This window comes from Photobacterium leiognathi (assembly GCF_030685535.1).
In the GTDB taxonomy this organism is placed as follows: Bacteria; Pseudomonadota; Gammaproteobacteria; order Enterobacterales; family Vibrionaceae; genus Photobacterium; species Photobacterium leiognathi.
The window spans coordinates 249,211-274,786 of record NZ_CP131599.1 but is presented as its reverse complement, the minus strand read 5'-3'; the positions used below and the strand labels follow the sequence as shown (position 1 = coordinate 274,786).

At 38.3% G+C, this 25,576-nt stretch carries 19 protein-coding genes and 1 pseudogene; 12 read left to right on the top strand and 8 right to left on the bottom strand.

Annotated elements, in window-relative coordinates; all coding sequences use genetic code 11:
- The first annotated feature begins 42 nt into the window (after window positions 1-42).
- From Q7674_RS01265 to Q7674_RS01255, 3 genes are read left to right on the top strand one after another with little or no spacing between them, the layout of a single operon-like run.
- Complete coding sequence (locus Q7674_RS01265; protein WP_305422315.1) at window positions 43-789, top strand: GGDEF domain-containing protein; 747 nt, start codon at window positions 43-45, stop codon at window positions 787-789.
- Entirely contained in the window at window positions 786-2,096 is a 1,311-nt protein-coding gene (locus Q7674_RS01260; protein WP_052679917.1) for a GGDEF domain-containing protein, read from the top strand. Before Q7674_RS01265 ends, Q7674_RS01260 begins: the two co-directional genes overlap by 4 nt.
- The gene (locus Q7674_RS01255) at window positions 2,093-3,535 is read left to right on the top strand and encodes an EAL domain-containing protein (RefSeq protein ID WP_045066345.1); all 1,443 of its coding nucleotides are present in this window, start codon (window positions 2,093-2,095) and stop codon (window positions 3,533-3,535) included. The genes Q7674_RS01260 and Q7674_RS01255 overlap by 4 nt, the downstream gene beginning before the upstream one ends.
- Window positions 3,536-3,589: 54 nt before the next feature.
- Here Q7674_RS01255 and Q7674_RS01250 read toward each other — a convergent pair whose 3' ends face one another.
- The 3 genes and pseudogenes from Q7674_RS01250 to Q7674_RS01240 form a co-directional block, all read right to left on the bottom strand.
- Window positions 3,590-4,597 carry a substrate-binding domain-containing protein gene (locus Q7674_RS01250; protein ID WP_045066343.1) on the bottom strand — a complete coding sequence of 336 codons (1,008 nt, stop codon included), beginning with the start codon at window positions 4,595-4,597 and terminating at the stop codon, window positions 3,590-3,592.
- A 139-nt stretch (window positions 4,598-4,736) separates the two neighbouring features.
- On the bottom strand, window positions 4,737-5,069 hold the full coding sequence (locus Q7674_RS01245) for a tRNA-binding protein (RefSeq protein WP_045066341.1): 333 nt from the start codon (window positions 5,067-5,069) through the stop codon (window positions 4,737-4,739).
- Window positions 5,070-5,289: 220 nt separating this feature from the next.
- Window positions 5,290-6,723, bottom strand: a pseudogene (locus Q7674_RS01240) (amino acid permease).
- A 699-nt stretch (window positions 6,724-7,422) separates the two neighbouring features.
- On the opposite strand from Q7674_RS01240, the gene Q7674_RS01235 reads away from it, so the two are divergent.
- Window positions 7,423-8,322, top strand: a complete 900-nt coding sequence (locus Q7674_RS01235; protein ID WP_045066338.1) for a LysO family transporter — start codon at window positions 7,423-7,425, stop codon at window positions 8,320-8,322.
- Between the two features lie 94 nt (window positions 8,323-8,416).
- On the opposite strand, the gene Q7674_RS01230 is transcribed toward Q7674_RS01235, so the two are convergent.
- The 3 genes from Q7674_RS01230 to Q7674_RS01220 form a co-directional block, all read right to left on the bottom strand.
- Window positions 8,417-9,901: a phosphoethanolamine transferase gene (locus Q7674_RS01230; RefSeq protein WP_045066336.1), complete on the bottom strand. Its 1,485-nt coding sequence runs from the start codon at window positions 9,899-9,901 to the stop codon at window positions 8,417-8,419.
- A 104-nt stretch (window positions 9,902-10,005) separates the two neighbouring features.
- Window positions 10,006-11,394 (bottom strand): IS4 family transposase, encoded by a 1,389-nt coding sequence (locus tag Q7674_RS01225; protein ID WP_305422566.1) that lies wholly within the window; start codon window positions 11,392-11,394, stop codon window positions 10,006-10,008.
- A 143-nt stretch (window positions 11,395-11,537) separates the two neighbouring features.
- Entirely contained in the window at window positions 11,538-13,355 is a 1,818-nt protein-coding gene (locus Q7674_RS01220; protein WP_023934838.1) for a cation:proton antiporter, read from the bottom strand.
- Window positions 13,356-13,734: 379 nt separating this feature from the next.
- Between Q7674_RS01220 and Q7674_RS01215 the strand changes: the two genes are divergently transcribed.
- Complete coding sequence (locus Q7674_RS01215; RefSeq protein ID WP_008988672.1) at window positions 13,735-13,956, top strand: hypothetical protein; 222 nt, start codon at window positions 13,735-13,737, stop codon at window positions 13,954-13,956.
- Between the two features lie 272 nt (window positions 13,957-14,228).
- Window positions 14,229-14,447 (top strand): hypothetical protein, encoded by a 219-nt coding sequence (locus tag Q7674_RS01210; protein ID WP_008988671.1) that lies wholly within the window; start codon window positions 14,229-14,231, stop codon window positions 14,445-14,447.
- 90 nt (window positions 14,448-14,537) lie between these two features.
- Here Q7674_RS01210 and dbpA read toward each other — a convergent pair whose 3' ends face one another.
- Entirely contained in the window at window positions 14,538-15,923 is a 1,386-nt protein-coding gene (gene dbpA / locus Q7674_RS01205; protein WP_045066462.1) for an ATP-dependent RNA helicase DbpA, read from the bottom strand.
- 369 nt (window positions 15,924-16,292) lie between these two features.
- Here dbpA and Q7674_RS01200 point away from each other — a divergent pair, with 369 nt between their 5' ends.
- The gene (locus tag Q7674_RS01200; RefSeq protein WP_023934841.1) at window positions 16,293-16,850 is read left to right on the top strand and encodes a prepilin-type N-terminal cleavage/methylation domain-containing protein; all 558 of its coding nucleotides are present in this window, start codon (window positions 16,293-16,295) and stop codon (window positions 16,848-16,850) included.
- A 702-nt stretch (window positions 16,851-17,552) separates the two neighbouring features.
- Here Q7674_RS01200 and Q7674_RS01195 read toward each other — a convergent pair.
- Window positions 17,553-19,082, bottom strand: a complete 1,530-nt coding sequence (locus Q7674_RS01195) for an alanine/glycine:cation symporter family protein (RefSeq protein WP_045066204.1) — start codon at window positions 19,080-19,082, stop codon at window positions 17,553-17,555.
- Between the two features lie 982 nt (window positions 19,083-20,064).
- Between Q7674_RS01195 and trpS the strand changes: the two genes are divergently transcribed.
- From trpS to Q7674_RS01170, 5 genes are all read left to right on the top strand, one after another.
- Complete coding sequence (gene trpS / locus Q7674_RS01190; protein ID WP_045066201.1) at window positions 20,065-21,081, top strand: tryptophan--tRNA ligase; 1,017 nt, start codon at window positions 20,065-20,067, stop codon at window positions 21,079-21,081.
- Between the two features lie 97 nt (window positions 21,082-21,178).
- Window positions 21,179-22,828, top strand: coding sequence for a VRR-NUC domain-containing protein (locus tag Q7674_RS01185; RefSeq protein ID WP_045066199.1), 1,650 nt, complete (start codon window positions 21,179-21,181; stop codon window positions 22,826-22,828).
- A gap of 104 nt (window positions 22,829-22,932) precedes the next feature.
- Window positions 22,933-23,277 (top strand): hypothetical protein, encoded by a 345-nt coding sequence (locus Q7674_RS01180; RefSeq protein ID WP_008988665.1) that lies wholly within the window; start codon window positions 22,933-22,935, stop codon window positions 23,275-23,277.
- Window positions 23,278-23,519: 242 nt separating this feature from the next.
- Window positions 23,520-24,092: a DUF2913 family protein gene (locus Q7674_RS01175; protein ID WP_045066198.1), complete on the top strand. Its 573-nt coding sequence runs from the start codon at window positions 23,520-23,522 to the stop codon at window positions 24,090-24,092.
- Window positions 24,093-24,419: 327 nt separating this feature from the next.
- Window positions 24,420-25,034: a DUF2799 domain-containing protein gene (locus tag Q7674_RS01170; RefSeq protein WP_045066196.1), complete on the top strand. Its 615-nt coding sequence runs from the start codon at window positions 24,420-24,422 to the stop codon at window positions 25,032-25,034.
- Window positions 25,035-25,576 lie beyond the last annotated feature (542 nt).

Below are 25,576 nucleotides of genomic sequence, written 5' to 3'. Positions count from 1 at the left end.
TATATAGAGAGATATTCTAACGATCATCTAAGAAGTATTATTATGCCTGTCTATGTTGAGAAGAAGTTGCAGGCGATCCTTATGATTGATCTTAAGTTTGGTCATATGGAAAACTATATTAAAAATTACAATGCGGAAAACTTAACGCAATATGAAAGACGTAATCAGCATAATTTTTTCACTCGATATATTACCATCCCATACACCAAAAATAAGTTATCAAATAAGGTAATAGGGCTAAACTGGAGTAAGATTTTATCAATTTCGCTATCGCTAGCATTTGTTATTGAGTTAATTATTCATTTATCCGTTTTTATTAAAAAATCATTACTATCATTAATTATTAAAGACTCAATGACGGGATGTTATCGCCGTAATATTTTTGATTTTTACTACAAAAACAAAAGTAATAAGTCACTTATCCTACTTGATATTGATCACTTCAAACGCATTAACGATCAATATGGACATGATGAAGGTGATAAGGTCATTAAGTACCTAGCAAAAAATCTGAATCAATTAAATAGTAATAGCACACGTGTTTTCCGTTGGGGGGGGGAAGAATTTTTAATTGTATTACCAAAGTTGTCAAAAAAAGCATTATTAAATAAAGCGGAATCAATCAGAACTAATCTTGATTACACATTACAAGATGGCTCTAGAGTAACGATTTCACTGGGTGTAACAGAACAAAAGCGAGAAGAGTCAATTTTTCAGGCTATATACCGTGCTGACATTGCGCTGTATCAGTCCAAATATCAAGGACGTAACAAGAGTATGTATCTATGATGTTTTTAAAAAAACACACATTAGCACTGAAACTTATCCTCATGAATATGATTCTATTTGTTGCGACATTTCATACTATTATGACCTTTAATGAAATTAAACAAAAAGAGCTCTCCTTTTACATCCGTAGTAAGGTGAACCTAATCTATGATGAACTACATAGTTTTACTCAATATTATATTAACAGTGAAAATGTATTTATCGAAAAAGGCATTCATCACTTTAATAGTGTAGGCATTGTTAATCCAGAACCTAAAGAGATCAGAAAATTTTCTGAGCAACTGAATTTGTTATCTATAAAATTAAAAGACTTAGTCAATGATGACTACTGGACGTTAGCTGTTATCGATAAAGATCACAAAGATATTCTATATTGTCTACCTTTGCGTGTTGCTCATATTAAAGACCTCTATGAATATAATCTTGATCTATTAGGCGAAATCGCAAAAAGAAATAATATACCTAAAACTTATGAAGAGTACTTAAAATCAACAAGATTAAAGTTAACACTACCCTATAAAGAAAAGTTCTCTCATGAGCATATTCGCTCAATTATTCTTCCAATTTATATAAAGAATAACATGTCTGCATTACTGATCTTAGATGTAAAGTGTGGGATTTTGAAAAACTGGGTATCTGAGTTTAATAAATCGCAATGGACACTCTATAGTACTGAAAAAGACACATATCATAAAAGGCTTAAAGATAAAAAGCTAAAATACCTTAATAATGGCGAAATACTACCCATTTATCTTAACTATATTGATGTCATAAAATTTAGTTTATTGATTTCCTTTTTGATGACTGTAACTTTATTTTTATTATACAGGTTATCATCAAATGTTATGAACTTAATTCGATTAGACAATATGACAAAGTGTTTTCGTCGAGATTATGGCGAAAATAAATTTAAGAATAAACTGATTAGCAATAAGTCGGTTTTTATTTTTGATATTGACCATTTTAAAAAAATTAATGATACCTATGGTCATGATGTAGGTGATCAAGTTATCAGCGCAACAGCAGCAATCATTAAACGTAATATTCGTAAATCAGAGCAACTTTATCGCTGGGGCGGAGAAGAGTTCGTACTTATCTTAAATATTAGTGAACCTGATGCAGCACTTAGAAAAGCAGAACAATTAAGAAAAGCTATCGAAGCTCAAACAGAGCTTGATATTAATTTCACCATCTCTATCGGCTGTACGATTGCACATAATATGACGTTAGATGAATCGATAAAAGTTGCTGATAAAGCACTTTATACAGCCAAAAATAATGGTCGTAATCAGGTTGTTGTTAAATGAATATAAAATCTATAAAACCTATTTCAATAACTCTTAGTTCACTCATTGGCTTTGGTGTTCTGGGCGTTATTTTTACCTTTATGTATTACAACTTTATCAACACCTTTCTGATCGAAGAACGACAAATTTCATTAGAAGAGTTAAGAGTAATAGAAGAAAAAGAGATCGCATTTAAAAAGCAGTTCTCAACATTAGCTATACCTAACAAAAGTCAGCAAACAGCACTGACAAAAGTTGTCGCCAAACATAAAAGTATTAGTAGCATTGCAGTGATCCATGACGGCTATTTTGTCTACAGCACTTATGGTATTCGCGATAGAAAAGTAGAGAAAGCTTTAGAACCAGGCTTTTATGTAAAGCCCAAAAGTGCACTAACCAAAAAACCGATCATTTATTATCAACTTCAGCTTAATGATAAGACATACATTCGTATCTACTTTAAGCCACTCACTTTAGATGTGATAGATAGAATAGGTGATGGGTATATTGATTTCGGTAGTATTATTTTAGCAACGGACAATAAGGTTATAAAAAATAATATACGTAGTATTAACAACCAATTTAACCCAGAAACTATCACACTCAATATCGATGTAAATCACCTTGCAGCGATTAAAGTGTTTATGATTTACAAATTGGGTTACATCATTGCTATCGTGATTATCTTATTGATTTCATGTTATTTACTATCAAAGAAGATCAAGCAAGAGTTCATAAAGTACCAAATTCGTCATCATAGAATAAAGCCTTACCTTCAACCTATTGTTGATCGCGATGGACATATCATTGGTGCTGAAATTTTGGCTCGTTGGATAACAAACAAAGGTGAACTTGTAGCGCCGTATTTGTTCATTCCATACATTGAACAAGAAAAACTCACACCTTTGTTAACTTGCTCTCTACTGGCTCAAATACATAATAGTAATGTGCTCAATAACACTAAAGAGTTCAAGCTAAGCTTTAATTTAACTGAGTTATGCCTGTTTGAACCTAAGGTCTATGCATTAAGTAAACGCCTCGCTCAACATTGCCGTTTAGTGTTGGAATTTACAGAATCAACCCCTTTTATCCGCAAAGATACACCGGAAAAAATGCTGGTTTATCGCCAACATGGGGTTGAATTTGCGATAGATGATTATGGGACAGGGTTTTCAGCACCTCACTATCTAACAGAGTATAAATTTGATTACCTGAAGATAGATAAATGCTTTATTGACAACCTTGATGATAGCAAAGAGAAATCAACACACCTTATTGAAAGTATTGTCTTTTTAGCTAAAAAGCTGAATTTAGAGTTAGTGGCTGAAGGGGTCGAAACGGATATTCAAAAAAACATACTAAAAATATTAGGGATCCGATACTTCCAAGGCTTTCTGTTCTATAAACCAATGGATTTAAAGGCTTTTAGTCAGCTAATCGCCAAAAGTGATAAACCATAATCACCTAAAACAACAAAGCCGACATGATGTCGGCTTTGTTATATCAATTCAATACTACTCAGATGCTAATCGCTCGACGGAGCCTCGACGCACTAAAGTGGGTGAGAAACGCATCGCTTCAGTATCAACACCCTGCTCATCAGCCAAAGCTAATGCGAGATTAGCGGCCTTTTCTGCCATCATCTGAATCGGGTAACGAACCGTTGTTAACCCTGGAGTGGTATAACGGGCAATTAAGCCATCATCAAACCCCACCAGCGACATCTTCTGCGGTGATTGAATACCGTTTTCTTGTAACACTGCTAATGCGCCCGCAGCCATATAATCGTTATAAGCCACCAACGCTGTCATCGGTAATGATTTGGTGATCAGATTTATCATCGCTGTTTCGCCACCATCACTATCTGGAGTCGCTTTTTCAATATAGCTTGCTGATAAACTAATATTATTATCCGCTAACGCATCTAAATAGCCTTGTACACGTTCATTGGCATCTTCAATATCATGGTTAGAAGCGATACACGCAATATGACTATGACCGTGACGGATCAAATATTCGGTCGCTAAATACGCACCTTTATGGTTATCAAGCGAGATACTACGCTCAGCAATAGAAGGGATATGGCGGTTAATGATCACTAAGCCTTTCACTTCATTGGCATAGTTAATCAGCTCTTCATCAGTGAGTGCTTTAGCGTGGATCACTAACGCATCGCAACGACTATTGATCAAATGTTCAATGGCACGTCGTTCATCGTCAGCATTGTGATAACCATTACCGATCAGAATATGCTTACCATGATGATGAGCGACAACATCGACAGCTTTAACCAAAGTGCCAAAGAAAGGATCTGATACATCCCCCACTAATACACCTATGGTATCGGTATTTTGTCGCACTAACGCTTTGGCTGCCGCATTGGGGCGATAACCTAACTGTTTCATTGCGTTAGTCACCGCTTCAATAGACTGTTTACTTGCTTTTGGAGACTTGTTGATCACCCGCGAGACAGTGGCAATCGACACCCCAGCTTCACGAGCGACATCCTTGATGGTTGCCATAATTGCTCTCTTTTTTTAACTGCGCTCATTTAACCGTGTGAACCGTTACAACGCAATGAATTTCCAAGCATTAGTGATATTTCTATTTGCAAATGTGGCTACAGGCTGTCAACGTATATCTTCTGTAGCCACTCAAGCATTAAACAATCTTCACACCTGCAGGCATTAAACGTTCAGGCGTTAATAGTACGCTTTCTGATTCATCGTCTGTTTCAGCACAAAGCAGCATACATTCTGAGGTTTCACCACGCATTTTCGCTTTTGCTAAATTACATAGCACCACCACTTGTTTGCCCATTAGCTCCTCTTCTGTGTAGTAAGGCACTAGGCTGGTCACGGTTTGTAGCGTTTTCTCACCAACATCAATTTGCACGATGTAAAGCTTATCAGCATTGCTATGACGTGCCACTTCAATGATCTTACCGACACGAATATCTAATTTTGCGAAGTCACCGTATGAAACTATTTCCATTTGCTTTTCTCTTATCTAACAGATTAGTAATTAATAGAAACAGTGTAATGAAAACGCTTACACAAACAATCAAATATGCTGCTATTACATTGCTTGATCACACTTTATTTGTTGGCTTTGTGACATTAGAAAGACTTTATTATTCTAAAAATAACCTAAAACAAAACAGCCACTGACAAACATCAGTGGCTGTTATTAAAGCTTATTATTGCTGGTTATTTTACGCTTGCTGTACTGCCGCTTTCGCTTCTAATTGACGCTCATCAGCTGTTAATGATTTTTCATACTTACTGTATTTCCACCATGCATAGCTAAGGAAAATCACAATACCACCCACGTTGTAAAAGATAATCGTCATGATATCTGCACCAGTTGGGAAGGTTGATGCTAAGAAACCCACAGTGAAGATAGCAATAAGTACTGACACCATCGCAATACCTGTCATGCGTGAGCCAAACTTAAAGTCGCGCTCAAGGTGATCTAATTTCAAGCGTAGGTTTAGGTAAGCTAGCATGATAAACAGTGGTGGTAACATTGAAGCCGCTGCTGTCATGTTGATCACGGTACTCATTAGATCTTGAACTGTGTCAGAACCCAGCATAGGCACGATAAGTAGTGGAATAACGATGAAGAACTGCGCCCATGCTGCACGTGCTGGTACACCGTTTTCATTCAGCTCGACTGTTTTCTCACCGAAAATGCCTTTTGGAATTTCAGAGAAGAAGATTTTCACCTATGTTGCAGTCCACATCAGTAGAGAGCCAAACATGGCAGTGAATGACACCACACCAACAAAACGGTTAACCCACATTTCAGGTAAGCCAAAGTAAGTAGCCATACCTTCAAATACTTGTACTGAGCCGCCAGTAAACTTCAGTGCTTCACGCTCAACGAACACGTTGATCAAAATTGATGATACTGAGTAAAGTACACCGATAAAGAGACCTGCGAAGATAATCACTTTCACGAACGACTTATGACCGCCTTTTACGTCATTAACGTAAACCGACACTGATTCAGCACCACCTGCTGCCATGAAGATCCAAGCTGTTACACCAAAGAACGCCCAGTTAATTTGTGGTGTTAATGCTTCTACCGTGATTGGATCGGTAGGTTGAATACCGCCCATCACAGCAGCACCAGCAAGACACATGTAAGACAAGGTTAAGAACAACATGAACGATGATGTTACAGAGGTAATTGGACCTAACATCTTTGCGCCGTTCGTCGAAACATAAGTGGCAAATGCAAACAGACCAATACTTAAAATCGTCGTTGTGGTTGGGGTGAAAATGTACTCATAACCTAAGAAGGCATAAGAAGCGTAGGCAATAACGCGTGGTAATAAAGAGGTAAAGAAGAATAAGTTTACAAACCAGTATGTGTACGCTGCCATAAATGCCCAGCGACCACCCAGTGAGCTTTTCACCCACGCATAAACCCCAGCTTCAGAGTTTTTATTAAGAGATACAAATTCTGCGATGATCAAACAGAAAGGCACAAAGTAGAACAGAGTCGCAATAAAGAACATTGGCGATGAAGATAAACCAATTTCAATATTGTTATTGATGACGTTATTAAAGCTATAGACCGCAGCAAAGGTCATCGACAATAAGCCGAATTTACCTATGGTATTACGTTTGGAGTCAGACATAAGAATCTCCGCTATAAAGCACGTTAATAATGGCAACTACAGCGCTTACTTGTGGTGTAGGATACAGAGTAAGGCCTTGATTTATTGGATTTATTTAATTTTTTATTCGCATTTCTCACCTAAGTTTTTAAACCTCAAAGTGGAAACGTTTACATTTTTAGCTAAATAAAAAACGTTTATTGCTCAATGAATGCCCCTGTGGATTACTTGATTGAAGTAGAAAACACACGTTATTCATTTCTTCTTGCTCTTTAACTGTGACAAAGTATTAGTTAAAGATTTACTAAAAAAAACCAGATAAATCCCTTAACTTTAAGTTGATCACATCAAATAATTCAGTTTGTGAATGTGATAGCAAATAATGGCTTATTACGCCTTTATTTAGTGATCTGATTCAAATTAAATCTAAAATATAAAATAACCATTTAAAATCAACAAGATAAAACCCAAAGACTCACCCAGTGATTACGCGACTCTATGTGCTTAAATCGTTTACAAACAAACCATAGCGGTTAATACACCATCATATTTAATTGCGTGTTTAATGAAAAATAGCTTAATATTGCACCAATAATTTAGTAAAACTCTGTTGGATTTTTACAATCTGTAACGATCTCTTGGTGCTTTTTGCTCCTACAAGTTATTGATAACACGCTATGATCCCTTTCCTACCCAATAACCCCATTAACTAGGAATACTATGTTCTCAGGATTTTTACTGATCTTTTTACCGCTTGTGATTGGTTACCTCATACCCGTTCATAGTAAGAAGATCCTCCATTTTATTAATGTTCAAACCAGCCGTTTAGTTTTATTGATATTGGCATTGATGGGACTAAGCCTTGCGGGGCTCGATAATCTAAGCCAAAACCTCAACCAAATTTTGCTCTACACACTGACCTTTTTTAGCTGTATCAGTACTTGTAATCTACTCGTTTTGCCAATGATCGATCGCTTAATGCCAACCGCATCCGATCATAAGCAACATAAATTACCTATCCTGCATATGATGGCTGAATCACTTAAATTAGTGTTGGTCGTGGCTGGCGGTTTGTTGGTAGGGTTGTTACTTAATTTCGATCTGTCATGGGTATCACAAGCCAGTGAGATTATTTTGTTACTCTTACTGTTCTTTATTGGTATTCAACTACGTAACAGTGGCATGACACTTAAGCAAATCGTGTTAAATAAGAAAGGCGCGACCATTGCATTAGTGATGATTGTGACGTCTTTTTGTGGTGGCGTTATCGCTGCACTACTGCTCGGTTTACCTATCAACCACGGTTTAGCCATGGCGTCAGGTTTTGGCTGGTATTCACTGGCAGGCATCTTAATTGGTGATAGCTTAGGCAGCATATTGGGTGGTGCAGCATTGCTCAATGAGTTACTGAGAGAGATGTTAGCGCTAGTATTAATACCACTGTTAATTCAACGCTATCCTAACACTGCAATAGGTTATGCTGGCGCAACAGCGATGGACTTTACCCTACCTGTGATCCAAAGCTCAGGCGGTATTCGTTGTGTGCCTGTCGCCATTGTTAGTGGCTTTATTTTAAGTTTATTAGTCCCTGTGCTGATCTTGTTTTTTGTCTCGCTATAAGCGCTATATTCAGTATCTCAATAACAAACACTCAATAAAAAAGGCAGAGCACAATACGTACTCTGCCTTTTTTGTTATCACTTATCTCACTAAATTAGCTTGATATTTTTACCGCAGGATCAGAGGCTAAATCATTAAAATTAACCATCTTGTTATAGTTAAATACCTTAATGTTTTTATCGTTAATTTGATCGATGGATAGCGGTGTCACCTTTTTCGAAGAGATCCCAGTCCAATCTGAAAATAGCGATAAAAAGTGGTAAGCACTTACAGGTTTATTAAGCAGTTTATGCTCATGGTTATCACTAGATAAGATAAAAAATGGCACTTCATAATTAGATTTATGATCGGATCCATGTACTAAATAAACAGGCTGTCCTTTGCTATGACTATCACTTAAACCATGATCAGAAAAATATAATAATGAATACGATTGATGGCTATTATTTAGTATTCCCACCATATTTTTCATTAATTGATCAAATTCACGGTAGGTCGATAAATAACAAGATAGCTGCTTATCTTTTAAATTAAATTGATCACGTTTAATACGGTGGCAAAATTTCGCATGTGATCCCATCAAGTGCACCACTATTAATTTATGTTCAGGCGTTTTCTCTGACAATGCTTGTTTAAATACGGGCAATAAGTCGGAATCTTGATAATTAATCGAGCCATTAAAGCTGCCATTTTTCAAAAAATGCGTTTCATTACTTAGTATTGCGAACTCTGAAATAGGCGTATCATAGCGCCCCATTTTGCCTTGGTTAGATAACCAATAGGTTTTAAAACCTGCACTGTTGGCTAAATTAATCAGGTTGATGTTCGGCTCAAATGTCAGCCCTTGGCTTAACGATAATGTACGTGGCAATGACGTCGTTGTATTCGGTGCCGTTGAAATATAACCATTTACAAACAAGCCATTAGCTTTATCTAAGTATGGGGTCGTTTGAGTTGGGTAGCCATAAAGCGACATATAATCACGACGCATACTCTCGCCAATCACTAACACATAGTTCTGATATTTTGGTGATACTTGCTCAATATCTACATTCACTTTATGAGAAAAAGCGGCTTCTAATGCCTGCTCTTGAACAAAGTAATCAGTGACGGATTTATACCCACGAACAAAGAAATGATGGTATGGCGAGAAATACAGCAACGCCACAGCAATGAGTAATGGGATATCATGTTTTAATTGGTAAGATGTCTTTTTAAAAGAAAAAATAACAATTAAAACAAATAAACTCACTGACCATGGAATAACATCGGATGGAAGATTAGTAATAAACTCCCACGCTTCTTGTTTATTGGTATCAAATAATGAAGCAACAGAGCCAATATTCGGTGAACCATATATCATGCCGACAGGTAAATATAGCCAGCAAATAATAAGTAGTGGCACAAGCAGCCAATATTTAACACGCTTATATCCCGCAGCAATCACAAAGCCAACAAAATAGACCACAATGGTTAACAGATAATTACAATGATTAGCGCCCATTGCTGTGGTGGTTAATATAACCAGCAAAAGGGAAATTGCGAGATCGAAGAGTAAATGCTTATTTTTTATAAACATTTTTATTTTTTGTTTCACGATAAACCAATTATATTCTGTTTAACTAAGCGCGAGATAGTAACACAACAGATATAAAAAAAGGCACGGTTAACGCTGTCTCTTGATCACAAGTCATTGTGTTCAAGAGACTTAGCTAGTTCATATCCTTCAAGGATGGTTTGTAACCTAAACCATCCTTGCCATAATGTCTTTACAGAAGCGCGACCCGTCCGCTTGGTATCTTTCCAACCACCTAACCGTGCAATACTTTTGTAAGCCCACGATATATTTGGTGCTTCTTTGGGCATTTTTTTCTTCTCTAATTTTAACCACATAAGCTTCCACGCTTTACCTTTTAACACCCGTTCACAACAGCTACTAGATAACTCTTTAGATTCGTTCATAAATCTTAACTGGAGTAAACGAGTAGCAATAAATGCCAAAATAACACTGAGCCTTTCTAAGTTATCTTTACTTTGCATTCTCAGTTGTTCAACTTGCGTGCCTTCACTTTTCCAAACCTTGTGAAAATCTTCTATCAGCCAACGACGCTCATAATAACTGACGATGTTAAGTGCTTCCTCTTTGTTCGTTACAGGCTCTGATGTCAGTAAATGCCATGCGAGCTTGTCGTCACTCTCACCTTGCTCTATACATCCAACATAGTAGAGAGAGATATTATCGAACTCTTTTTTATTGGCGGGAGACTTAAGTGTCACGGGAGCATATTTGATGTCTAGATGAGCCGTGCGGGACTTACGACCGCCTTTTTGCGGTATTTTTAGCTCTTTGCTTCCTGCTGATAACAACTTGGAAGCGTAGTCATAAAGACGATTATCATGCTCCTCGATACAGCGACTTTGCATTGAGCGAACGATAAATCGTTGTTGTTGCTCGTGCTTGTAAGTGAGGTACTCGAATAAATCGGCTTCTCTATCACATACAGAAATAACCTCTGACATTTTCTCGCCTAGTCGCTCTGCAACATGGCGAGATGCTTGTTCCCATTTATAACTTTCTTTTTCTTTGTATGGTCGAGTTGCGTGCTGGTGTCTTTGACCACGTTTTTCAATATCTCGGGTCCAGCGTTGTTGTTCGATTAAACCAACCACAGTGTGAGTTTCGGGAGCAAAAAGCAATGTTGAATGAACGAACATTGCTCGGTGTCGATTACCTTGATTGGAATGCCCGAGTGTATCTTGTATGCTGTGATGTGAGTAACTTAGAGAAGTGGTATCTTCCAATGCAAGCAGTGTTTGTTGCTCTAAAGCTTCTTGTGCTGTGACATAGAATCCAGCTTCTGCAATATCTTCTGCTTTGATTTGGTCATTACGAATAAAGCGATAAGCCCCTTCCATATCGGCTGGGGAGATGATGAGTTTTGAGATAGGGACACCAGGTTGTTCAGCCAGAGAGGTAGCTAGAGCAACGAGTCTTTGAGTGCGTCTTGGGTCATTAAGATCGGCTTGACCGAATTGTTTTTGAGCCCAAAGCGTTGGTTCTATATAGGTCATCATAATCATCCTTATCATTGCTTAGATGATCAGATCATGAAACATAAAATTAGTTCAAAAAATCCCCAAGCATTGGCTTAGGGATTTGTGTATAAGAGACAGCGGTTAACGTGCCTTTCTATTTTACTCAGTGAGAGCGCTTTCTAAGCATCTGTTTTTGCGTCTTCTTGCGCTTTCACTTCTTTAATTAATGAAACAATCGTCCATCCTGCTTTCACAACAAACTCATCATTTACTGTGTAAGTATAAATATAACCTTTCGGATCCACTGCAAACATTGGGATCAATTGACTCGATTTATACTGAGCGTAATAGTCTTCTAACGTAAAGTTATCACTTAGCTTAGTATGCTTAATCTCCCCACCTTGGTTAATCAAACTTGCCAGCTTCTTATAACTGATATCTTCACCAAACAACGCTGCACCATTATGTGCTTGCGACGCTGAGTGCTTCTCTAAGCCACTATTATGGCGACGCCCATTTAAACGAAACACATTACGGCTACCAAAGTCACTTTCAAAGTGCATCGCAGCCACAGCGTTAAAGTGTTTATCAGGTGTGATTGCTAACAAATGACCAATACCAATCACATCGAGATATTCATCAGCATGGCTTGATACCGCATTGCCGTAATAGGTTTCCAGCCCTGCCATACGTGCAGAGCGAATGTAATCCCAGTTAGAATCGGTTAGCACGACACGACAATCATATTTCTGTAGTGCCAATGCAATATTACGCGCCACATCGTTAGCACCAACAACAAGGAAGCCTTTCGGTGATGGCTCTGCAACACCTAACAGTTTCGCCATTGGGCGTGCAGTTAAGCTTTGTAAAACAACCGTTCCAATAATCACCATAAAGGTTAATGGCACAAGAAGATCAGCACCTTCCACGCCATCTTTTGACAGTTTTAATGCAAATAACGCAGAAATAGCTGCCGCAACAATACCTCTAGGCGCCACCCAGGCGAGGAATAATTTCTCTTTAACTTCCAACTGACTAAACATGGTTGAAACGAAAATAGACACTGGACGAGATACTAGTTGGATCACAGCAAACAGCGTTAATGCGCCCCAGCCTAAAGCATGGAAATCAGCCACTTGAATACGCGATGCCAAAATCAAGAACAAACCAGATATCAATAAAATGGTGAGGTTTTCCTTAAAGTGCAGAATATGCTGGATATTCACACCCTTAGCATTTGCTAACCACATACCCATTACTGTTACTGCCAATAAACCCGCTTCAGATTCAAGCGCATTAGAGCCAGCAAACACGCCAAGCACTAGAGCTAATACCGCAAATGGCTGTAAGTATTCCGGCAATAAGTGGCGACGTAAGACATGTGCAAGCAACCAACCTGCAACACCACCGATAACAAGACCCACCAGCAACATCAAGCCAAAGACTTCAAGACTGTGTACCGTACTGCTTGAAACAATAAATTCATATACAATCACTACGAAAATCGCACCGATTGGGTCAATTAGAATCCCCTCCCAGCGCAGAATATTCGCGAGCTTTGCTTGTGGTCTAACCGTTCGTAGTAACGGCACAATTACCGTTGGACCTGTTACAACTGTCATCGAGCCAAACAGCAATGCCAATGACCAACTAAAGTCCAATAAATAGTGGGTGGCCGCACTGGTGATCATCCAGGTGATGATCGCACCAACAGTCACAATGCTTTTTACATTTCGACGAACATTCTTAATTTCATCAAAATTAAGTGTCAAACTACCTTCAAATAGAATGACCGCAACGGATAATGAAATTAAAGGAAACAGTAAATCACCAAATAAAATATTGGGATTAAATAGCCCTGTAGCAGGACCAATGATCAATCCCGCCATTAGTAATAATAAAATCGCAGGCAATTTCATTCGCCATGCTAACCATTGACAACTCAGCCCTAAAACTCCTAGGCCAGCAATGGTTAAGCCAATCATTTCTTCATGCATGAAGTCATACTCTATTGCTTAATACAAATCACACAATTGCGTGAACTTAAAATAATACGAATATAGATCCCGACATTTGATAATGCCTAATCTAGTTAAAAGCTTTTCTTTGCCACCATCAGACTAACAAACAAGCCCTGAGTTCAATCATATCGTTTTATTGCTCATTTTTAGAACAAAGAGATGACAAAAATGAGGATTTCAAAGACAAGGATAAAGAGACGAGACTATTTGCTGTCATTTTTACGCAAATAAGTTTCTTCGAAATAAACAACTAAAAGTAAAAAATGAGATCCCAATAACGCTGTAAGCATAAATAATTGCCTGTAAGCATCTTTTCACTATTCTTCATGCACAAGAAAATTATAAGGATATCAGTATGGCTACATTAAATATTACATTAACTGCTAATGAAAAGTTCATTGCTAACATCCCTCCAACTCATGAACTGCAACTTTGGAAGATGGTCGCAATTTCTTTAAAAGAAGAGGATGAAGCAGATGACATCTACAGTTTTTTAAGTATTGATGACCACTCTTTTAAAGTGCCCCAATACCTAGGCGAAACTATTTATGCTCAGTACCAACATTATTTTTTATAAGCTTTTCCTGAATCCATAAATGATATTATTCAGCCTTTATTACAAAAGCCGATATTACATCGGCTTTTCTTCTATCATCTCATCTTCTTTAACAGCTCTAATCGCAGGCTCAAAGTCTTCATGAGCTTAATCTGCCCATTTATAATAAATATTCAAAAATACAGATTAAAATGCGTAATTTTGAGATATTAATACAATAAGGAATGCATAGTTATTATTAAAATGCATAATTATACATATTCTCGCCCACTTTTATTCTAGTGCGATGTAGTATGGCTATTTTAACTATTAACTTAAACAGCGATGAAAAACTCGTTGCTGATATACCCCGTAATCGCGAATTAGAATTATGGAAGACGATTGCGATTGCCTTAAATTCTGTTGATGACGACGAACGTGATTGCACCTTATGTATTGATGAGCACTCATTCAAACTGTCTTACTATTTGAGTGAGTATATTTACTCTCACTACCAACACTACTTCTTATAAAGAGTCAGAGTAAGCAGTATCAGTTACGAGCAGAGACAAAAAAGCCGATATCGCTATCGGCTTTTCTTTTTATGATCGATAGATAATTAGTTATCGTAATTGACGAGCACGGAAATTACGGCCTTTAATACGACCATTTTCTAACTTCTTCAATGCAGCACGGGCAACTTCACGCTTCACAGCAACATAAGCACAGAAATCAAACACGTTGATCTTGCCTACATCGCTACCTGCAATACCGTTTTCACCAGTAAGCGCACCTAAAATATCACCAGGGCGTACTTTCTGCTTTTTACCACCATCAATCATTAGTGTGATCATCGCAGGACGGAATGTTGGCTGATCTAACAAATGATCAGGCGGTAGCATTTCACCTTCAATTGGGCGATCAAGGTAATCTTCAAGTAACGCGACTTTGTAATGCTCTTTATCGCTAAACAGTGAACATGCAATCCCTTTGCTACCTGCACGGCCTGTACGACCAATACGGTGAACGTGCACTTCAGTATCACGTGCAAGATGGTAGTTAATCACCGCATCAAGGTTATCAATATCCAAACCACGAGCTGCCACATCGGTTGCCACTAAGATTGAGCGACTCTTGTTAGCAAACAGCACTAAAGTACGGTCACGTTCACGCTGCTCCAAATCACCGTGTAGGGCAATAGAGCTAAAACCGTAAGCTTCTAAATCATCAGAGATCTCTTGTGCTTCACGCTTGGTGTTACAGAACACAACACAAGATTCAGGACGGTGTTGGCTTAACAATAAACGTACTGCACGCATACGCTCTTCATTATTATCTACTTTATAGAAATGCTGAGAGATGCTGCTGTTATCGTGGTTAGACTCTACTTTTACTTGTACCGGATTGCGCATAATACGCTTCGCAATAGAGGCGATTTGATCTGGGTATGTCGCACTAAATAGTAGTGTTTGACGATCACGCGGTGCGCCTTCAATGATTGCATCTAATGAATCTTGGAAACCCATTTCAAGCATGCGGTCAGCTTCATCCAGTACAAGCGTATTAAGCTCATCTAAACATAAGAAGCCTTTACGAATATGCTCTTCAACACGACCCGGTGTACCTACGATAATGTGGGCACCATGTTCAAGTGAGCCAATTTGTGGGCCAAATGGCATACCACCACATAGTGTTAGCACTTTGATATTATGAATAGCACGTGCAAGACGACGAATTTCTTTCGCTACCTGATCTGCTAATTCACGAGTAGGACATAGCACTAAGGTTTGCACACGGAAACGCTTCACACGTAAGTTTTGCAGTAATCCTAAACCAAATGCCGCTGTTTTACCTGAACCTGTTTTACCTTGTGCGATAACGTCTTTACCTTCAAGGATCAAAGGCAAGCTTTGCGCCTGAATTGGCGTCATTGCGTCATAACCTAATGACGTTAAGTTACTGAGCAAATCAGGATTTAGGTTTAACGTAGAAAAAGCAGTCTGGCTCACAATAATGTCCTGTATACGTCTAACACACTAGGTAGCATGTTTTTAGAAGATCAGCATACTGAACTCTCAGCATGCGTAAGGGGTGCGACACTATCAGCTAATGGGCATGCTGACAATCTACTTCCGCAGATTTACATCAACCACATATAATAAGCTATACGTTCAAACCGATATTGGCACTATTTCTTATGTATTTCTAACAAGTTAAAAAATAATCACTCACTATATTATTAACTAAGCCATCCAAAAGAGAATAAAAACTCATCTTAAACAACTAAATTATCAATAATAACCTTGCATTAATAATAATTAGACATAAAATTCAAACAAAAAAACCAATTTATTCGATTAGTGCATGAGTTATTCCTTATGAAAAAAAATGGTTTTACCTTAATAGAATTAGTCGTTGTGATCGTGATATTAGGTATTCTAGCTGTTGTTGCTGCGCCTAAATTTATGAATTTACAAAATGATGCTAGAGATGCTTCATTGAAAGGATTAGAAGGTTCTTTAAAATCTGCTTTTGGTACAACCTACTCCAAACTTGCCGTTGCTGGACTTGAAAATGAAGCCTATGTTGCAACTCGTAACAAAGGCAGTTCAGATGGAGCTGGTGTATATGCTGCAGATTTGAACATTCCTGGCTGTTCAAGTAAACCAGGTCATGACTGTGTATTTGCTTATGGCTATCCTCTAAATGATAGCGGTACATTAAAAAATCTTATTGAAAACTTTAATACTGATTGGCGTATCACAAATCATACAGGTGAGAACCGCATAACATTTAAGCAATTTGCAGAAGAAGCCAAAAACGACAAAGGTCAATTCATTGGCTATAAAATGAATCGTGATAACTGTTACTTAACTTATATTCCTGCTTCGTCAACTACGTCAGGCTATCAGTTAACATTCACTCCATGTAAGTAACTCCATCTAATCGAGTAGGAGGAGGCCTCGCGGCCTCCGTCCTCTCACACCACCGTACAAGCGTGGGTCGCATACGGCGGTTCCAAGGTATACCAACATTTGTTGGCCTAGATGAACTATCTAACTTCAACGCCACTGTGTCTTGTCTCTCTTCGTTAGTTGCAGTTCCATTTCCGACTTCACCGCATATTCATAACGTAGCTGTAGGGACTCTACTCTTTACTGAAACTCCGCACACACTGAGAATTTGTTACCGTTTTATCTAAAACCTTGGTTCAGGCCTTCCCTACTGCGTAGGTACTATGCCCTCTGCTGACTTCTTATCAATCTTCGTCTAGCATCACTGCTAGCCTAGTCACGGAGACAATCGATAAGACCTCCCAAGGTAAGATGTCACCCTTTCCCATAGCTCTGCCTGATTTACATAATCACACTTCTGTTCGAGACTTTGGGCTGTTCTATCTATTGCTAGGTTACCCAAGTTGATTATGCCTACTATCAGGTTTCTGTTCGTCAAAGCTATGTTTTGCCATTTGCTTCCTTCAGGTTCCACCTCACGATGGACACCCTTGCATAGACTAACGCTTCTCGCTCGACAAGGCGCGTAAAGGACTTTCACCTCTTAGGTTGACACCATGCTCGGCGCACAAACAAAAATGCCGAGCATATCGCTCGGCATTTTGTTGTCTAACAGCTAGCTATTTATTGTTTTGCTAACTTCGCTGCCTCTTTACCTTGTTCTTTTATCTCACCTTTTTTCAAACGCAGTAGATAATCTTTCAAATCACGTTTTACTTCTGGTGCCATGATGTATAGACCAACAATGTTAACCAGTGCCATTGAGAAGATCATCGCATCAGAGAAGTCGATAACCGGACCTAGGTTCATTGATGCACCAATCACGACGAACGTACAGAACATCAGTTTAAACGCCATTTCCGCTTTTTTGCTCTCACCGAATAGGTATGTCCATGCTTTTAGACCGTAGTAAGACCAAGAGATCATGGTTGAGAAAGCAAACAGTACAACCGCTACAGCAAGCACTAGTGGGAACCAAGAGATTGAACTACCAAACGCTGCTGACGTAAGCTCTACACCCGCAAGACCAGAGTTAAGTTGACCTGTGATGATGATAACTAGAGCAGTCATGGTACAAATCACAACTGTATCGATAAATGGTTCTAGTAGTGATACATAACCTTCAGAAATTGGCTCTTTGGTTTTAACTGCTGAGTGAGCAATCGCCGCCGAACCCACACCCGCTTCATTCGAGAATGCAGCACGTTTAAAGCCTTGGATTAACACACCAATCACACCACCAGTAATACCCTCACCAGTAAATGCACCATTGATAATTTCAGCAAAAGCATCATCAATTAAGCTGTAGTTCATCGCAAGAATAACAAGCGCAGCACCAACGTAGATAATCGCCATAAAAGGAACAACTTTCGCCGTAACTTTCGCAATCGACTTAATGCCGCCAATGATAACGAATGCAACCAATACCGCTAGTAGTAAACCGAACAACCAGCCTTTATCTGCAAAGAACGACAGATCACCACCAGTAACACCGACAACCTGCTTATAAGCTTGGTTTGCTTGGAACATGTTACCGCCACCTAGCGCACCACCAATGGCAAAGATAGAGAATAGTACTGCAAGCGTACGACCAAATGCGGCATTACCACGCTTCTCCAAACCTTGACTTAGGTAGTACATAGGACCACCCGAAACCGTGCCATCAGGGTTATAAGTACGGTATTTAACAGCAAGTGAACACTCTACGAACTTAGTCGACATACCTAGAAGACCCGCAAGGATCATCCAGAATGTGGCACCTGCACCACCAATCGTAATAGCAACAGCCACACCTGCAATATTACCTAGACCAACAGTACCTGACAGCGCAGTAGAAAGGGCTTGGAACGGAGTAACATCACCGCTGTCTTTAGGATCAGCATAATCGCCTTTTACAATTTTAACCGCATGCTTAAAACCACGGATATTAATAAAGCCCATGTAAGCGGTAAAGAAGACGGCAGCAACCACTAACCAAAGAACAATCCATGGTGCTTGTACATCAGTAAATGGTAGAGGAATAGAAGAGAAAATCATCCCAACAAAAGGATTAACAATAGGCGCAACGACTTCGTTGATCTTATCGTCAAGCGTACTTGCAAACGCGCTGCTTGATGCTCCTAGCATCGCAGCAGTCATTAAATATTTTTTCATACAACATCCTTGTTTGAATGCATAACATTCAATTTATTATTTATTTTTCACATTGTGATTACACTTTTAACATAACAACATCCTGATAATGAATAAACCCCCACTATATAATTATGAAACTGGCTTTTCATATAACTAAAACAGCTATAAGACACGAATCACCACCAATTGTTAAATCAATAAAATTCATTTTAAAACAATCAGATAAAAACAAAGTAAGGAGCAAGTTATTACATTTAGATGATATAAAGGGGAAAAATAAGGAGAAAGACAGACAAGGATTAACGCATATTTCTTACAAAAAATAGCAGTGTTAATGGGTTATATCTTACACAAACTACTATTTTTATCTGTATAAATGAGAGGAATATCTGATACAGCGTTTAAACTAGAAAGCCAAAACGGAATAAAAAGTCATAACTTTTGAATATAAAAACATGATTTCATAAGATTTTATTAAGGTACGACGAAATATTGCTGGCTATCTAGATATATTGTTATGAACGGTCAATTGTCAAAAATTTAAGCATAATTAACCACAAATAAGGTGAATATCAACTTATTAAACTGACACAGCAAGTAGTGGAATACCAATCCAAAGAACCGATGCAAAAATTAGAAAAAAGAAATATGTAAACTTAAAAGACATGACTTATACCTCTAATTAATTTTTATTAGCTGCATTTTATACCTTTTGAACGATAACGTATGTTCAATAAATCGGGGCTTAGTTTTCAATTTTAATAAACGAAATCAAGCATAAAATGCTTGATATAAAAAGATGAAAGGAATATTGTTTTTATTATGAAATTACGATTAAGTACACCTCACTCCTCATTTTGTTGGTGGCGCTCTTACTAGAGCGGCGCTGAACTAACACACCTTATTTTTATGTTCATACGCTGCCGGAAGGTTTGCCATGAACAGACAAGATCTCGTTTCATCCCTCTCCGGTAGCAACAATTATTTTTTGGAGAGCACTATGACAACATCGACTCAACACACTAACGTTATTCTTACTGGCGATCGCGCAACAGGGCCACTTCACCTTGGTCACTATGTGGGTTCCCTTCAACAGCGTATTCAGTTACAACATCAGTACCAACAAACCATCCTTGTCGCTGATATGCAGGGACTGACAGATAACGGACATAACCCTCAGAAGGTCGCATCGAATATTTTAAACGTGGTCGCTGATTATCTCGCAGTCGGTATCGATCCCAACTTAACCACGATTTGTTTACAATCATCACTGCCAGCGTTAGCCGAACTAACAATGTACTACTCAAACTTGGTGTCGATTTCTCGTCTTGAACGTAATCCAACCGTTAAAAATGAAATCCAATCAAAAGCATTTGGTCGTTCGATTCCTGCTGGCTTTTTAACTTACCCAATCTCGCAAGCAGCCGATATAACAGCGTTTAAAGCTAACTTGATCCCTGTCGGTGATGATCAATTACCGATGTTGGAGCAAACCAACGAAATCGTTCGTAAAATTAACCATATTGCAGGTAAAGAGATATTGGTCGAATGCCAAGCACTATTGAGTAATGTGGCACGCCTACCGAGTACTGACGGTAAAAATAAAATGTCTAAATCCATGGGAAATGCCATCACGTTAGGTGCTGACAGTAAGCAAATTAGCCAAGCGGTGAAATCAATGTACACCGACCCAAATCACCTACGCGTTGAAGATCCGGGTACCATTGAAGGGAATGTGGTGTTTACTTACCTTGATGCTTTCCACCCAGATCAAAACTATGTTGCAGAGCTAAAAGAGCATTACCAACGTGGCGGTTTAGGCGACGGTACAACCAAGAAAATCTTAGAGGCGTGCTTACAAGACTTAATCACACCTATTCGTCAGCGTCGCGAGGAATACTTAAGTGATAAAGCATATTTAGTCGAAGTGCTAAAAAAAGGCACCGAAAAAGCCAATCAAGAAACGCAACTTGTATTACAAGATGTAAAGAGTGCATTTGGACTTAATCTATTCTAATCGCTTTCCTATCTCTAAGTCACTTGGGTATAAAGACAGCTATGTTTATACTGACTCGGTTTTCAGATAAACATAGCCCATCACACAGTGCGGTAATATGGCAGCCATCGAACTCGAACAAGATTACTACCTTCACAACTTTAACGCGTTACTTAAAACCGTATCGCAATACCATTCGTCATTATTAAGTGCTGATGAAAAACGCTGGTTGCACTCTTTTTATCTGCTTTCAACCAATGCACAAATGCTATTGATCCGCTTACTATCACGTAAAGGGGTATTATTTCGTTTCAATAAATTGAAATACGCTGAAATCACAAATATTGAACAAGCAAAAGATCAGTTGATTCAGCATGGCATGATCAGTGCTGACATCTCTCAATTATATAAGCAGCACGTTATTACCCTGACTGACATTTTTAGTCTCTATACCAAGCCAGAATTACTCACCTTATTACCAGAACTTGTTAGCAAAACAGATAAGAAAAATGAAATCATCATGAAAATTGAGCAATATGATGATAGCGAATACTTACTTAGTGTTATTAATGAGCCAGTCGTTATGGTGCAACAACAAGTACTACTGGCTAAATTTCTACTGCTGTTTTTTGGTAATAGTCATCAAGATCTCAGCCAATTTGTATTAAGTGATTTAGGACTACATAAGTTTGAAAGCTACCCCATTGATGCCAGTACTCAGCTGTTTCATACCGTAGAACAGGTTGATCAATGGTTAGCTCTAACTCAATTATCTGACTTATATTGGCACGCCCATGACGCAAAAGACTACACTGCAATTGCGACTCTTTCGCAATCCTTACCTAATAAATCAGCATGGGTACCACTAGAAAACAAACGCCAAAAACTGATCAATCATATAGCGCGAGATCTAGAGCGTAACCAGCAATATAACTCCGCACTCGCGCTATTTCGTCAAAGCGAACGTACACCAAGCCGCGAGCGACAAGCACGTATTCTTATGGCGCAACAGCAATACCAAGCAGCCTATGACTTAGTGAAAAATATTCAGCGTCATCCACGAAATGAAGAAGAATACGAAGTCAGTATCCGACTAGAGAAAAAGCTCGCTAAATCAGTTAACCAAGTTTTCACTGCTCCCGAAACGTTTACTCCAAAGGCATTGCTGCTCCAACTCGCCAATCCTAAACAACAGCGAGTGGAACACTGTAGCGCTGGTTATTTTGAATCCCAAGGCTGGACGGTGTTCTATCTTGAGAACCAATTTCTCAACAGTCTTTTTGGGCTAGCAATGTGGGATATTATCTTTGCTCCCATCAAAGGCAGCTTTATTAACCCTTATCAATTAGCGCCACTGGATATGTTTAGTGAAGAGTTTTACCTCAAACGACAAGACTTGATAGATGAACGGCTACAAACAATTGAACAAGGTCACTTTGACGGTTGGCAACAACACTTTGAGCAGAAACAAGGGATCACTAACTACTGGGTACATTGGGAGCAATTTAGTCAGCAAGCACTTACATTAGCGTTAAGCCATATACCACCGAGCCAATTAGTAGCTATGTTTCGCCGATTACTGAAAGACTTACGCCACCACCGCTCAGGTATGCCTGATTTGATCATGTTTAACGACACGAGTTATCAATGGGTAGAAGTCAAAGGCCCTGGCGATAAATTACAAAACCATCAACTTCGCTGGTTGGCATTTTTTGAACAACATCAGATCCCAGCGCAAGTCGCTTATGTTACCTATCTAGATAAATGATAAGTATTGTTGCCTATCGCGCATATTTATTGAGATAGCGTAACAAAAGCCGCTCATGAATAAGATAAGATGCCGACATTCGCAATAACAGGTACGTTTAGAACATGAAAATTACAGTAGACGGCGGCTCTTTCAAAGTATCGATTGAAACGGAATACGAAGGATTAATCGACGAATCAACAGCGGTATATAACGCAACGTTAGAGCAAGCAAAAACCACTGATAAAGCTATCCTACGTTTTCTACAAATCATCTTAGAACATCGTGACAGCGACGATGCCATTGGGTATGCCGTATTAGGTTTACTCGGTTGGTACAATAAGGTTATTAACCCAGTAGAAGATAAAGACATTGAATTGAATCTACCGAAAATCTTACCGCATTTGCTAAATCCTGCTGGTGACATTACCGCCACCAGCCAGACAGAAAAAACCACGTTTGTGCACTAAGCATTAGTATTGATTTATCTCGCTCTTTATCGCAAATAATACGAACTAAAGAGTGAGATATTCCTTAAATAAATAGATAGCAAACATCTAATATTGATAAGCTTTCTGATTGCCTCTGCCACTCTTTCTATAAACATGTTAGTATTAGTCGCTTAGCAAAATTGTTCATAACCATGAGCAACACTTTTACATCAGTAATAGTGCGATCATATTTTTAATACCTGTTCCAACTCGGTACGCGAATGAACCATTCCCAACTATTATTAGACATCAGTACGAACGCTTTATTGCACTTAGCGTTCAAAAAGCTAGATCAACGCCTAAGCCTCGCAGAAAAAAATAATGTACTGGTTCAATATCTAAAGCCGATCGTGAAAGCTAATCAATATCGATTAGTAAAGAAAAACACCAAACAATGGGTGCAAATCGGACGTAAGCTCAACGCTGATTTAGAAGGAACCCTAAATCAAGAACGTGAACGCTTAGTACAAAACAGTTCAACGGATCTCTATCAATTCATAGCCCTGATCCAAGAAATCGAAACAGAGCTGCACACCAAGGCACAATACTCCCTTGCTCACGCCATTGATCTCAATGCACGCTTTGGCAAAGTATTAGTCTGTGTCGTCGATGAAGATTTAACCTCAAGCTTTGATGAAGATGGTTTGATGATCAAATCAACTCAAATCTTATTCATTGGTGATGAAGCGTTAAAAGATCGCTTCTCTGCCATTATTGAAAAGAGTGCAGGCTTCCAATCTGTTATTGCTTATGAAGATGAGCAACATCTACGCATCGAACTTTTCCGTCTATAACTACGATCATTAACTAACCGCATTTTCCTCGCGATCTTTCTTTATTAGTTAATTGGCGATTGTTAGACAAAAGAATACACATCAACTCAGGTGTAGTAGCCACACCATTTCCGACAAAAAAGCCTTTACTGTTATAACAGCTAAGGGCTTATGCTCGCGCCATTTTCTACATTTACGATAAATTATCGGTCGTTTATTGTTCGATGCTATACTGGCTTTCAATATAAAACATACTGCATTTATTTCTATATCAAAGAAGGTATCCAGCTTTATTTTCAATAATGATACCTATAAAGTATTGCCTTTATTTCTGATAACAAGTTAGCCATGACGATAAAAACTCTAACAGCAACACTCCTTCTATGCTCAACATTGACGGCTTGTTCGGTAATGAATCAACAAGAATGTGAGACAGCCAACTGGAATGCACTTGGTTATGTTGATGGTTCACAAGGTGCTGCATCATCACAATTTACTGAGCGCAGTTCCGCATGTTCGGAATACAATGTTCACGCTGACTTTACTCAGTATCAAGCAGGTTATCAAAAAGGCCTAATCAGCTACTGTACTAAAAGTAAGGGCTTTTACGTTGGCTCTCGGGGTAAGGAGTACCAAGGTGTTTGTCCAGCAAAGACGGCTTCCGCTTTCTTAACGGGATACCACCATGGGCAGGAGCTTTACCAGCTGAAACAAGAACTTAATCAAGCAGAGCAAGAACTACGTAGTGAAAAATACGAAGTTGAACACCAAAAAGACAGATTAAAAGACTTAAAAAACAGTTTGATTTACGACAACCTTTCTTCTCGTGAACGCCGCGAAAAGTTGGATGAAATTGAAGAGCTTAACAATCGCCCTAATGATGTACACAGAAAGCTACAAGAAGTGAATCGACTTAAAAAGCAGCTGACTAAGCTACAAGATAAACTCAATAAGCTGTATTAAATCTCCCCTTTTACACTAGCAGCTACAAGATATGCCAAATTTGTAGCTGCCTATTCTCTATCCTCTATTCTCTATTCTCTATTCTCTATTCTCTATTCTCCGCATGATTTTTGATCAACATTCACCTAAATATCGATATTGTTTTCATTTTTATAACTTGTGTTATAGCAAGTGTTATCAAAAGTTTTGCGAATAATAAAAGTTTTATAAATTCATTCGCACAATAATCACTCAAGTAAATTTAAAAAATCGATTTTATAAAAAAACAAAATAACTTTATCAATAAATTTTAATTTGTATAACAATTATATTATTAATGAAGTAAATATATAGAACAGAAAATATATACAAGCGATAAATTACCACCTTTAATTAATGTATATAAAACACTTCTTTTGGCCCGTATATTTCATCTTTTATATTAAAAGACTTAGCAATAAATAACACTTTCAAGTTTCCTTTTATCTTTGCAATAAATCCATAATCAGCACAAATACATACACACATAAAAATTATGGATAAAAATATACCGCACATTAAAT